At 58.8% G+C, this 12,034-nt stretch carries 13 protein-coding genes; 3 read left to right on the top strand and 10 right to left on the bottom strand.

Annotated elements, in window-relative coordinates:
• Window positions 1-10: 10 nt before the first annotated feature.
• Together HX790_RS18940 and HX790_RS18945 are read right to left on the bottom strand one after the other, a co-directional pair.
• Window positions 11-1,030 carry an ABC transporter substrate-binding protein gene (locus HX790_RS18940; RefSeq protein WP_017136434.1) on the bottom strand — a complete coding sequence of 340 codons (1,020 nt, stop codon included), beginning with the start codon at window positions 1,028-1,030 and terminating at the stop codon, window positions 11-13.
• Window positions 1,031-1,162: 132 nt separating this feature from the next.
• Window positions 1,163-1,612, bottom strand: a complete 450-nt coding sequence (locus tag HX790_RS18945; protein WP_050547738.1) for a hypothetical protein — start codon at window positions 1,610-1,612, stop codon at window positions 1,163-1,165.
• A gap of 407 nt (window positions 1,613-2,019) precedes the next feature.
• On the opposite strand from HX790_RS18945, the gene HX790_RS18950 reads away from it, so the two are divergent.
• The 3 genes from HX790_RS18950 (at window position 2,020) to HX790_RS18960 (ending at window position 2,964) form a co-directional block, all read left to right on the top strand.
• Complete coding sequence (locus HX790_RS18950; protein ID WP_017136432.1) at window positions 2,020-2,295, top strand: hypothetical protein; 276 nt, start codon at window positions 2,020-2,022, stop codon at window positions 2,293-2,295.
• Between the two features lie 124 nt (window positions 2,296-2,419).
• Window positions 2,420-2,650, top strand: a complete 231-nt coding sequence (locus HX790_RS18955; protein ID WP_026013642.1) for a hypothetical protein — start codon at window positions 2,420-2,422, stop codon at window positions 2,648-2,650.
• Between the two features lie 77 nt (window positions 2,651-2,727).
• Entirely contained in the window at window positions 2,728-2,964 is a 237-nt protein-coding gene (locus HX790_RS18960) for a DUF2789 domain-containing protein (RefSeq protein WP_176991919.1), read from the top strand.
• A 6-nt stretch (window positions 2,965-2,970) separates the two neighbouring features.
• Here the strand turns inward: HX790_RS18960 and HX790_RS18965 are convergent, their stop codons facing one another.
• The 8 genes from HX790_RS18965 to HX790_RS19000 all read right to left on the bottom strand — a co-directional run bounded on the left by HX790_RS18965 (window position 2,971) and on the right by HX790_RS19000 (window position 12,017).
• Window positions 2,971-3,174, bottom strand: a complete 204-nt coding sequence (locus HX790_RS18965; RefSeq protein WP_017136429.1) for a hypothetical protein — start codon at window positions 3,172-3,174, stop codon at window positions 2,971-2,973.
• Window positions 3,175-3,288: 114 nt separating this feature from the next.
• Window positions 3,289-5,037, bottom strand: coding sequence for a methyl-accepting chemotaxis protein (locus tag HX790_RS18970; protein WP_371318504.1), 1,749 nt, complete (start codon window positions 5,035-5,037; stop codon window positions 3,289-3,291).
• A 28-nt stretch (window positions 5,038-5,065) separates the two neighbouring features.
• Complete coding sequence (locus HX790_RS18975; RefSeq protein ID WP_003191666.1) at window positions 5,066-5,470, bottom strand: TraR/DksA C4-type zinc finger protein; 405 nt, start codon at window positions 5,468-5,470, stop codon at window positions 5,066-5,068.
• Window positions 5,471-5,931: 461 nt separating this feature from the next.
• Entirely contained in the window at window positions 5,932-6,954 is a 1,023-nt protein-coding gene (locus HX790_RS18980) for an ABC transporter permease (RefSeq protein WP_026013640.1), read from the bottom strand.
• A 31-nt stretch (window positions 6,955-6,985) separates the two neighbouring features.
• On the bottom strand, window positions 6,986-8,539 hold the full coding sequence (locus HX790_RS18985; protein ID WP_176991920.1) for a sugar ABC transporter ATP-binding protein: 1,554 nt from the start codon (window positions 8,537-8,539) through the stop codon (window positions 6,986-6,988).
• Window positions 8,540-8,602: 63 nt separating this feature from the next.
• On the bottom strand, window positions 8,603-9,532 hold the full coding sequence (locus HX790_RS18990) for a sugar ABC transporter substrate-binding protein (protein WP_099550124.1): 930 nt from the start codon (window positions 9,530-9,532) through the stop codon (window positions 8,603-8,605).
• Window positions 9,533-9,884: 352 nt separating this feature from the next.
• On the bottom strand, window positions 9,885-10,913 hold the full coding sequence (locus tag HX790_RS18995; protein WP_176991921.1) for a Gfo/Idh/MocA family oxidoreductase: 1,029 nt from the start codon (window positions 10,911-10,913) through the stop codon (window positions 9,885-9,887).
• Between the two features lie 93 nt (window positions 10,914-11,006).
• Entirely contained in the window at window positions 11,007-12,017 is a 1,011-nt protein-coding gene (locus HX790_RS19000; RefSeq protein WP_056859439.1) for a Gfo/Idh/MocA family protein, read from the bottom strand.
• Window positions 12,018-12,034 lie beyond the last annotated feature (17 nt).

The following is a 12,034-nucleotide window of genomic DNA, read 5'->3' on the forward strand; positions in this document are numbered from 1 at the left end:
ACATTGAAGGTTACTTCAGGCTCGCCTCAACCTTCTGCGCCACCTGCGGCGTCAACCACGCCTTCCACACTTCAGGGTGTTCCTTGAGGAACACTTGCGCCACGTCACGCGGCGCCGTGTGATTTTCGCTCATCGCCGCCAAGGCTTTATTCAATGGCTCAATCGGAAACTGCACCTTGGTAAAGAACTCGGCAATCTGCGGCTGCGCTTGCTGGAACGGTGTCGACACACCGATGCTCAGCTTGGACGCCAACGAGCGCGTCGGCCGTGGGTTGGGGTTGTCTGCATCGGTCAAGGTCTTCCAGGCATCGGCGTCAAATGGCGGTTCTTCCAGCTGGATCAGCTTGTAACGGCCCATCAAGGGCGTTGGCGACCAGTAGTAGAACAGCACCGGCTTGCCACGACGGATCGACGACGCGATCTCCGCATCCAGCGCCGCACCCGAGCCGCTGCGAAAGTTCACATAGCTGTCGTTCAGGCCATACGCCTTGAGCTTCTGCGCGTTGACCACTTCCGAGGTCCAGCCGATCGGGCTGTTAAGAAAACGCCCCTTGCCGGGCGACTCCGGGTCTTTGAACACGTCCTTGTAACGCGCCAGGTCCTGCACGGTCTTGAGGTCCGGCGCCAGCGGCTTGAGGCCTTTGGCCGGGTCGCCCTTGACCACGTATTCCGGCACCCACCAACCTTCGGTGGCGCCTTTGACCGTATCGCCCAGGCCGATGACTTTGCCTTCGGCTTCGGCCTTGATCCACACCGGGCTGCGGCCGGCCCATTCTTCGCCGATCACCTGGATATCGTTTTTCGCCAGGGCGGTTTCCAGCGTAATGGTGGTACCGGGCAACGTATCAGTGGGCAGGTCATAGCCCTTTTCGACAATAAAGCGCAGCACTTCGGTGATCAGGCTACCGCTTTCCCAGTTCAGGTCGGCAAAGTGCACCGGCGTTTGCGCAGCCGATACCGGCAACGACAGACTCATGGTCGTCAACGCCGCAGCCGCAGCCGCAACCACCAGGGTTCTCAATCCTTTCATGCCTTTGCACCTCGCAATTTCACAGCCATAGCGGGCGGCTTTGCTGCGGATGCGCGAAGCCTCTGAATAGTTAAGTCAACTCAACTGTAGTAGAGGTTCCGGAGGCGCAAGAATACACGTGGCGTTTAGCAGTTACTCACTGGCCTTGAACGTCACCAGTTCACCCTTGCGCCACTTGGCGGCCTTGCCGGTCACGGCCTTGAGGGTTTTGGTCAAGCCTTCCTGCAATTGTTCATTGGCGGCAAACACCAGCATCACGCTGTGGCCTTCCTTGAACACGATGCCCTGGCCTTCGGTCGACGAAACAAAGGCGTAATCGCCCAAGCCATACACCGTCAACTTGATGTCGCGAAACTTCAGTTCGAACTTGCCGCCTTCACGGCTCGGCAACACGGCGGCACGAAAATGGTCGCCGACCTTGAGTTCCAGGCGCGGTTTGTCATCCACGACCAGCGCCGATTCAGTATCGATCTCGGCGATGTAAATGCCTTCCGGCGTCTGTTCAGTGATGTAAACGAAACGGGATTGAAACTGCTTGACCAACTTTGCGCGCAAATCACCCAGCACGAATAACGCGTGCATATCCAGATTACTGACTGCCAAGGAAACGCCCCCACATCAAAAAAGGCGCTGACCGCCAGAGCGGACAGCACAAAAAAACGGCCGTTACGGCTCGATCACACATTCGTAAAAAAACTGAAGAAACCTGCTGCCACGCCATAAGACTAGTACACAGATGCACGATGGACCTTATGCAAGGTCATCAGGCGACACAGCAAATCACAGGTTCAGCAGCCCGAGAACTCGGACCGACCCACTTCAGAGAATAACCCGGTTAAAAACGCGATTTCCGACAGCCTACACATTACATAACACCCGGAATGGAACCAGGCATCGGCTGCCGACGACAATACTAAAACAGCAACCCGGTTCAAAACCACTCGAAACGCTGCTGGTAAGTCCACAAGGTCGATCGACAGGAGCTGAGCATGCAACCACGTCAACACGCCGTTATGTCATCGCGCACTCGTTCATCATGTCCAGACGAGCGCCAATACTACTGCTTACATAACCCCAACGGGTACTCCAATTACGTTCTTTACCAAGTGGTACCGGCCGGACGCAATTTCTTTCATATCCTTGAAGTGACCAGCGGCAGGATCAAAGGCTTTCGCAGCACGCATTCCAAGGCTTGCGAATTGGCCCAACAACTTGAAGCCAACCTGCAAGCGGTTCACGCTGCGATCGTTTCGTCACCCGCCTGACTTTACTGCGCCGTCGCCCTTCAACAACTGCCATACTGGCCCGTCCATTGAAGTTTGCCCCTTGCGTGTCGGCGTTCATCAGTGCAGTGACCTTGATGCAGTTAACTTGAAGGGAAGGCTATACGTGACGGAATTTGATATTGGCGAATTTTTCATCCATGGCGATGCGCGAGAAGTAGATGGCGAGTTTCAAGCGGTGATCATTATGCGGGCCAAACCACCGCTGACCACGGTCACCACGCATCAGGTAGAAAAAGATCGTTGGTTCAAAACCGTCGACGCTGCGGCCATTGCCGGCAAAGATGCCGCCAGGGCGCTGAAATCCGCGGTGGATTCAGGTGCACTCAATTCCTGACCTGTGCAAATCCTGAACTCTGTCGCGTCCCCGGCCTCACATGCACAACATCCCTCACCTTGCATGGAGAACCCACCATGGACGCGCCAATCCCAACGCTTGAAACCCTGTTTGATCAACTCGGTCTGGACTCAACACCTGAAGCCATCGATGCTTTTATCGTCGCGCATCCGCTACCTGAAGACGTGAAGCTGATCGACGCAACCTTCTGGTCTGCGCAACAAGCGGCGTTTCTTAAAGAAGAACTGCGCGAAGACGCCGAATGGGCAATACCGGTGGATGAGCTGAACCAGCGCCTGCACCCGTCTAAATAACACGCCTCAATGCAGGCTGTCTGATTGTTCCAGGTGCATCAGTGCCTGCCAGGCGGCTCTGCACTCCTCGGCTTCACTGCGGCTGGCGAATGCCGTACCGCGTTGCTCGCCATTGAGCAACACCACCCAACAGGCTTTCTGGCCCAGCGCACGCAGGGTTTCGGGAACACCACTGCCGATCATCACGGCGACATCGACCTTGTTTTGCATGGAGCTTCTCCGCCACATTAGTTAGCTACCTAACAATATTGACCATGCTACGGTTTTATTCCACGTGGAAAAAGCTATCTCCGGAATAGCTCCATTGCATAAACAGTAACAATCCTAACGCCCAGCCTTGGCCCCTTCCGGTTTATAGCCCAGGCGCAAGCCACCCCAATGCCGCCCCTTAACCATGATCGGCACCGACAAATCGTGCATCAGTTCGCCAGTATCGCGGGTATAGGTCTGCAACAGCACTGCTTGTTGATGGCTGCCACAACGAATGCCGGTACGGTCGTCGAACTTGCGTTTGGTACGGTTCTGCACGGCGTCAACCTGTGCATCGCCGGTCAGGGCGTGGGAGAACGCCTTGTTGTGTGTGGGCACATAGCCCTGCGGTGTGCAGGCAATCGCGAACACCAGCCCCTCATGGCGCGGCAGCAATGCCTCCTGGATCGTCGGCAGCACTTGGTCGGTGTAGCCATCAAAGCGCGTGTGGTATTTGCTCGGCCGGGTGTTGGGGATCGGCGTGTAGCTGCGGTCGAACAAGTCTTCCAGGCTGATGCGGTTTTGCACGATGTCAGCCTCGAACTGCTCACCAATACGGCTCGCCCCTTCGCGAGCCAGGTCGTAGATGCGCTGGTGATAGTCATCCAGCCCGACTTCAGCCAGGCGCTCACTGATGGTTTCAGCCTGTCCTTCCATCTGCACAGCGACCTCGGCCAGTTGCCGCGTCTGCTGGTCGCTCACCGTTAAATCGCTGCGCATCTGCTCTACCGCGTGGAACAGGCTGTCGAGTTGCGCGCGGTTGGTGTCGGTGCCTTGGGCGATCTCATTGACCTGCCCTTCTACGTCGGCTGCCAGGCTGGCGATATTTTCCAGTTGCTCACCCGCCTGCTCCACCTGCTCGACGCCGATGTGCAAGTCGGCAGACAGTTGGCGAATCTGTTCCACCACCTGGGCGGTGCGTTGTTGAATATCGGCGACCATCACGCCGACCTCATCCGTCGCCGTGGCCGTACGCCCGGCCAGGCCACGCACTTCATCGGCCACTACGGCAAAGCCGCGCCCGTGCTCGCCGGCGCGCGCCGCTTCAATGGCGGCGTTCAGCGCGAGCAGGTTGGTCTGGCTGGCAATGGACTGGATCACCAGGGTCACGCGCTGAATCTCTTCACTGCGCTGGCTCAGCGCCTCGATCAACTCTCGGCTGGCATTGGCGCGCAGGCGCAGTTGGTGCATGCGAGTGATCGATTGAGCCAACACTTCGCGCCCTTCAGTACTGCGCTGGTGCGCCTGGCTGGCCGCGCCCAAGGCCTGCCGGCTGAGTTGAGAGGTGACTTGCTCGGTGCCGATCATCACTTCGGCGCTGCTGACAATTTGCTTGGCGGCGCCTAATTGCGATTGCACGCGCGCGGCCAGTTGCTTGACCGAATAGGCCACGCCGGCAGCGGAAAGTGCGTTATGACTGGTGGTGTAGGAAAGATCGCGAGTCAGCTCACCCAGCGTATCAATCGCCTGGGCAGGCGCTACACGCGGCACTCGGGCCTTGAGCGCAGGCAGCCAGATCACCAGCAAGGCCAGTGGCAGGCACAGGTACAGCGGCAAGCCGGCAAACGACAGGCCCAGCAGGACCAGCACCAGCGCGGTGCTCTGCATAAGCGGCGTCAGCCAGCCGGGCAGCACGCGCACCACCGTTTGCGGTGGCGCTGCTGCGCCCATCAGAGATCCGTCTCCAGCCATCGTCGTTACCCCTCTGTTTGTCGTTATTGTTGCTGCATTAAACGCCACTATTGGGCCATTATCCATGGGCCTTTCGTGGGGTGCTTGCAGCAGATCAATAGACAGGGACGTAACCGGTGTTTCTTCGGGCATCACAGCTGCGATGCCCGACTTCAGCGCATCAGGCCTGGCGCTGGTGCTTGTCGATCTGCTCGTGACGCTCTTGCGCTTCGATACAGTATTTGGTGGTCGGGCTGATCAGCAGGCGCTTGAGGCCGATAGGCTCGCCGCTGTCATCGCACCAGCCAAAAGAATCTTCCTTGATGCGTTCCAGGGCACGCTCAAGCTGCGGCAGCATGCGCTGGTCGCGGTCGATGGCGTTTACCAGCCAGGTGCGCTCTTCTTCCACAGAGGCAGCGTCAGCCGGGTCCGCCGGGGTGTCGAGGCTTTCGATGGCGATGCGGTTCTGCTCAATGCGCTCGTGGTGTTCCACTTTCATGTCTTGCAGCAACTTCTCGAAAAAAGCGTGCTGTTCGGCATTCATGTAGTCATCCGCCGGCATGGCCAGCAACTTTTCCTTTGTCATTGATTTCTCTATAAAAAATACGTGCATTAAGGCGAATAAGGGAGCGTTCCGGCAGACCTTCGCAGGCCTCGGAAGGGCGCCGTCCATTTCAAGCGCCACCCGGCACTCAATTTACGAGGGGCGGCAGTCTAAGGCCGACTGGAAGGCTCAGCAACTGAAAAGACAGGCATTTTTTCCCAATTAACCCCCAAAGGCACCAGGACGGGCTTGGCGAACGGTCATCGGAGTGCGTTTATAGCAAGAAATTCAGTGCTGTGGAGCTATATAGAAGACAAACGGTTAGAACGGTCTGATAAAGACTAGCTGTGGGAGCTGGCTTGCTGTGGCGAGGGAGCTTGCTCCCGTTCGACAGCGCAGTTGGAGCAGGCTTTTTAGGGGCGCTTCGCACCCCAGCGCAAGCAAGCTTGCTCGCCACAACAAGCCAGCTCCCACATTGGATAGGTGTTGCCCGTTAATCGGTATCAGCGCTTGAGCTTGCGCTTGTTGCGATACTGGTCGATCACCACCGCAATCACAATGATCAGCCCCTTGATGATGTCCTGGATATACGCATCCACACCCACAAAGGTAAACCCGCTGGCCATCACGCCGAGAATCAGCGCACCGATCACGGTGCCGGTGATGCGCCCTACTCCGCCCGCCAGGCTGGTGCCGCCGATTACCGCCGCCGCAATCGCATCCAGCTCATAAGACATGCCCATGCCGGCCTGGCCGGTGGCGGCACGCGCCGAGGCCACCACACCGGCCAGGCCCGCCAGCAGACCGGCGATGCTGTAGACGATGATCAGGTGACGCTTGACGTTGATGCCCGAGGTGCGCGCCGCCTGCATGTTGCCGCCGATGGCGTAGGTGTACTTGCCGTACTTGGTGTAGCGCAGGGCGATATGGAAGATCACCGCCACCACCAGGAAGATAATCACCGGCATCGCACCATGGCCGATGGCGGTGTACGAATCCGAGAGCATGCTCACCGGCTGGCCTTCGGTGTAGTAGCGTGCCAGGCCACGGGCCGAGACCATCATGCCCAGGGTCGCAATAAACGGCGGAATGCCGGTCACCGCGATGATACTGCCGTTAATTGCCCCCGCCAGCAGCCCCACACCCAGGCCCATCGCCACCGGAATCCACACCGGCAAGTCGGTCAGGCTGGGAAACACTGCCCGGGAAAAGTCCGAGGTTTGCGCCAAACTGGCGGCAATCATCGCCGATAACGCCAACACCGAGCCTGAAGACAGATCGATACCGGTGGTGATGATCACCTGCGTCACGCCAATCGCCAGCAGGCCGATGATCGACACTTGCAGAATCATCAGCACCAGGCGCTGGGAGTTCATCAGGAAGCTCTGGTCGCGCACGATCCAGCCGAATAGCTCAAACACCAGGCCGATGCCGATCAACACCAGGAAGATACTCAGCTCGGTGGGTAAACGCCGACGGTGCTTGACCGGTGCCGTGGCAGGCTTGTTGTCTGTTATTGCGTTCATAGCCAATTACCTTCTTATTCTGTGCGGTTCGTCAGTGGACTACGGTCATACCGGAAGCCAGCTGCATGACTTTTTCCTGGGTCGCATCGGCGCGATCCAGGGTGCCCATCAGTTCGCCTTCATGCATCACCATCACCCGGTCGCTCATGCCCAGCACTTCCGGCAGTTCGGAGGAAATCATGATCACCGCCATGCCTTCGCTGGCGAGGAAGGAAATCAAGCGATAGATCTCGGCCTTGGCGCCAACGTCGATGCCACGGGTCGGCTCATCGAGGATCAGCAAGCGCGGGTTGGTCATCAACCAGCGCGCCAACAGGGCCTTTTGCTGGTTGCCGCCGGACAGAGTGTCGATGCACTGCTCCAGTGACGGGGTTTTCACCCGTAGCTTCTTGCACATGTCTTCGCACAGCGCGCGCAGGGCTTTCTGTTGGATAAAACCGTTACCCGAGTAGTGCGGCAGCACCGCCATCTCCATGTTCTCCAGCACCGACAGGCACGGGAACAGGCCACTGAGCTTGCGGTCCTCAGTCAACAGCGCAAAGCCCTTCTCGATGGCCATGTGCGGGTCGGTGATGCGCACCGCTTTGCCGTCAAGGGTGATCTGGCCGCTGGAACTTGGAGTGATGCCGAAAATGGTCTCTGCCACGTTGGTGCGCCCCGAGCCCATCAGCCCGGCGATGCCGAGAATTTCACCGGCATGCAGGTCGAACGACACGTCCTTGAACACGCCGTCCAGGCTCAAGTCGCGCACCGACAGCAGCAAGTCGCCGATGGGTGTCTCGCGCACCGGGAACAACTGGCTCAGCTCGCGGCCGACCATCATCGAGATCAGGCTGTCGCTGTTCATGCTGTCGGCGCGCTGCAGGCCGATGTACTGGCCGTCACGAAACACCGCCACTTCATCGGCGATGGCAAACACTTCGTTCATTTTGTGCGTGATGTAGACGATGCCTTTACCCTGTGACTTGAGGTCGGCAATGATCGAAAACAGGTGGGCCACTTCCTTTTCGGTAATGGCTGAAGTCGGTTCATCCATGATCAGGATGTCGGAGTCGTAGGACACCGCCTTGGCAATCTCGACCATCTGCCGCTCGGCGATGCTCAGGTTGCCGACGTGTTCTTCCGGGTCCAGGTTGATGCGCAAACGGGCCAGCAACTCGGCGGTGCAACGGTGCATTTCGCGGTGGTTGACCATGTGCAGGCTATTGAGCTGCTCGCGGCCGATCCAAATGTTCTCGGCGATGCTCATGTGCGGCATCAGGTTGAGTTCCTGGTGGATCATCGCGATCCCGGCCTTCTGCGCCGCCAGCGGTGTTTCAAACACAATCGGCTTGCCGCGCAGACGAATTTCCCCGGCGTCGGGCTGGTAGATGCCGGCGATGATTTTCATCAACGTCGACTTGCCCGCACCGTTCTCGCCCATCAGCGCCAGTACCGAGCCTGGGCGCACGCGCAGTTGCACATCGGCCAGGGCCACAACGCCGGGAAAGCCTTTGCTGATGTTGACGATTTCCAGCAGGTAGGGTTCTTCCAGCAGCGCGGGCTGGAGACCGGGAGGCTGCGAGACAGTGGCTTGAGCAAGCATATCGGGTACTCCATCAGCAGAGCGACCGTGGCCGCCCTGCTTGCTTATTGTTGTTATGAAGGGCTACTTGAAGTCTTTGACGTTATCCGGCGTGATCAGCTTGAACGGGATCACCACGTTCTGCTCGATGGGCTCGTTTTTAGCCATCTTGCGCGCAGTCTCCACCGACTTGTCGGCCTGGCCCTTGGCATCCTGGAAGGCAGACACGGTCATGTCGCCCTTGGTGATCGCATTAAGGCCGTCCGGCGTGCCGTCGACACCGGCGATCAACACGCCTTTTTTGCCTGCCGACTTCAGCGCCATGGATGCACCAATGGCCATCTCGTCATTGTTGGCCAGTACCGCGTCAAAATCGCGGCCCTGGGTCAGCCAGTCGTTAACCAGGGTCATGCCCTTGTCACGCAACCAGATACCGGTCTGTTCCTGTTCGATCTTGATGCCGGGATACTTGGTCAGGACTTCCTTCACGCCCTTGGTACGGTTAGTGGTGGAGTTGTTCGCCAGGTCGCCCAACAGAATCACAATGTTGCCCTTGCCGCCGAGTTTGTCGGCGATGTATTGCATTTGCAGTTTGCCGGCCTCGACGTCATCGGACACCACCGCTGCCACGCCTGGGGCCAGGGTTGGGCTATCCGGGCGGCGGTTGACGAACACCAGCGGGATTTTCGCAGCGGTGGCGGCCTTGATGATGTTGGCGGTCGAGGCGGTGTCCACCGGGTTGACGATAATCGCGTCGACCTTCTGGCTGATGAAGTTCTCGACCTGGCTCAGTTGCTTGACCACATCGGCCCGAGCGTCTTCAAACTGCAATTGCACACCATCGCCCTTGGGATAGGACTTTGCTTGCTTGTCCATGTCTTCACGCAGGTAGGTCAGGAAGGTGTCATCAAAGGCGGACATGGTCACGCCAATCTTGAGGTCGGCGGCCGAGGCAACACCACTGGCCAGCAACATGGACAGGGCCAGCGCGGTAAAACGGATCGGGGTCTTCATGAACGGTCTGTCTCCACTTTCTTGTTGGTTTTTTGGACGTTGCGTTTATCAGCGCTCGGCGGGCAATCGAACCACCGGTGCCCCCGGGATGCAGCAGACCAGCGCGCCGTGGTTTTCGACACACAGCACATTAAGGAAGGAGAAGTAAAACGGCCGGGCGCGGGGCAGACCGCGTGGCGCTGAGGCAGGGCGTAAAACTCGCAGTACAGCGTTGAAGATTTTCATCTGACGGTACCTGGTTGTTTTTGATCTTGTTTTTGTTGAGCCGCGCGAATCGAGTTCGAACGTACTTTATGCAACCTGGAAAAGACTGTATTAGAAAATAATTTCCATATCAACATGTTTTAGAATTTTATTCTATTTTTGTCGAAACCACCTGCTGGCGCTCGGCGCTGAGGCGTGCGGCGTCCAATATACGGGTGGTTTCCAGCGCGTCATAGGCGCTTACCGGCAATGGCCCCTGCCCTTGCACGGCCAGTTGCAACTGGCGATAGAACTGCGTCCAGCAGCCCTTCTCGGACGGCACCCGTTCGCGTTCCTCGCCTTGCTCAAACCAGCCCCAGCGTCGATGCTCCTCGGCGCCCCAGTGCTCGCCTTCGGTTTTTGGCGACTTGCCGGCCATCAGCGCGTCTTCCTGGCCGTCCAGCCCATCGACGGTGTAACAACCCAGGGTGCCACTGACCCGAAAACGCGGTGCCTGGCTGTTTTGCAGGGCGCTGCCCCACAGGTGCGAAATCACGCCATTGGTGTGGGTCAGGGAGACGAAAAAACCATGATCAAGGGTGGGGTGTTGCGGTGTGAACTGCAATTGCGCAAACACCCGGTCCACCGGGCCGAACAATTGCAGCGCCTGGTCCACTAGATGGCTGCCCAGGTCACGCAGCCAGCCGCCGCCACTGGCATTGCCCACCGCTTGCGGGCTGTAGCGTTCGACGCGGGATTCAAAACGTGTGATCTCACCCAAGGCACCGGCGTCGATCAGCTTGCGCAGGGTCAGGTAATCCGAATCCCAGCGCCGGTTCTGGTAGACGCTGAGCAGCGAGCCCTGGCGCTCGGCGGCGGTGATCAGCGCCTGGGCCTGTTCGGCGTTGCTGGCGAAGGGTTTGTCGCTGACCACCGCCACGCCGTGCTCGATGGCTTCCAGCACCAGCGCCGGGCGGCCTTTGAGGGTGGTGGAGATCACCAGCGCGTCGACACCGGCCTCGACGATCTGGCCGATGCTGTCAAAGGCCTTTACGCCCGGAAGGTCGGCGTTCAACTGTTGGCGGCGCTCCGCTGAACGGGTCACCACGCCAACAAAGGTCGCACCGGGCAAGGTTGCAATCAGCGGTGCATGAAAGAAACGCCCTCCGTGGCCGTAGCCGACTAGTCCGATTCGCATAAGTTGTTTCCTTGTTGAATTGCAAACCCAATCAAGTGTGGGAGCAGGCAAGCCAGCTCCCACACTGACTGCATTCCACCTGGCAGATTGTGATTAGCCGTAAAAGTGCGGACGCTCCGGCAAGCTCACCTTCACGATCTGCTCACTGTTCTGCGCCTCGATGCATGCATCCGCCGCCACCGCCGCCGCAAAACCGTCCCAGGCCGAAGGCCCGCCGACTTGGCCCGCACGCACGCTGTCGATAAATGCCTGCAACTCCACGTCGTAGGCCCCGATAAAGCGGTCCTTCCAGTCCATCAAAATGGCATTCGACAGCTTCGCGCCACTGCGCATTTGCACCTGCGAAGGCTCCGGCAGTTTGGCAATGCCGGTCTCCCCCACCACTTCACACTGGATGTCGTAGCCGTACTGGCAGTTCACGAACACTTCCACGTCGATGCGCGTGCCCTTGGCGGTTTCCAACAGCACGATCTGCGGGTCGCGCAGGTGGGCCAGGGCTTTGCTCGACTTACGCGGGAACACCACCTGCACCGACACATAGTCATCGTTGAGCAACCAACGCAGCACATCCAGCTCGTGGATCAAGGTGTCAGTGATCGCCATATCCGTCTTGTAGTTCTCGCCCACTGTCGGGTTGCGGTGCGCGCAATGCAGCATCAGTGGCTCGCCGATCTGGCCGCTGTCGATCACGGCCTTGAGGGCGCGATAACCTTCGTCATACGGGCGCATAAAGCCCACTTGCACCAGGCGCTTGCCGTAGGCCAGTTCGGCGTCGACGATCTTGCGGCAGCCTTGCGCCGTCACCGCCAACGGTTTTTCGCAGAACACCGGCTTGCCGGCGGCGATGGCGGCCAGCACGAACTCTTCGTGGCTCGGCCCCCAGGACGTGACGAGAATGGCTTCAACCTGCGGCGAGTTGATCAGCGCATGGCCATCGGCGTAGACCTCGGCGGCAAGCTTCAAATCAGCGACGACCTTGGCGGCTTGCTCAAGGTTAATGTCGGTTACCGCCACCACCTGGCTATTGAGCAAGGTCTGGCTGCAACGACGGATATGGTCACGGCCGATAGCGCCGGTGCCAATCACTCCAAGCTTTAACGACATACACAACTCCTCTTGTT

It is taken from the genome of Pseudomonas sp. IPO3747 (assembly GCF_013385245.1).
In the GTDB taxonomy this organism is placed as follows: domain Bacteria; phylum Pseudomonadota; class Gammaproteobacteria; order Pseudomonadales; family Pseudomonadaceae; genus Aquipseudomonas; species Aquipseudomonas edaphica.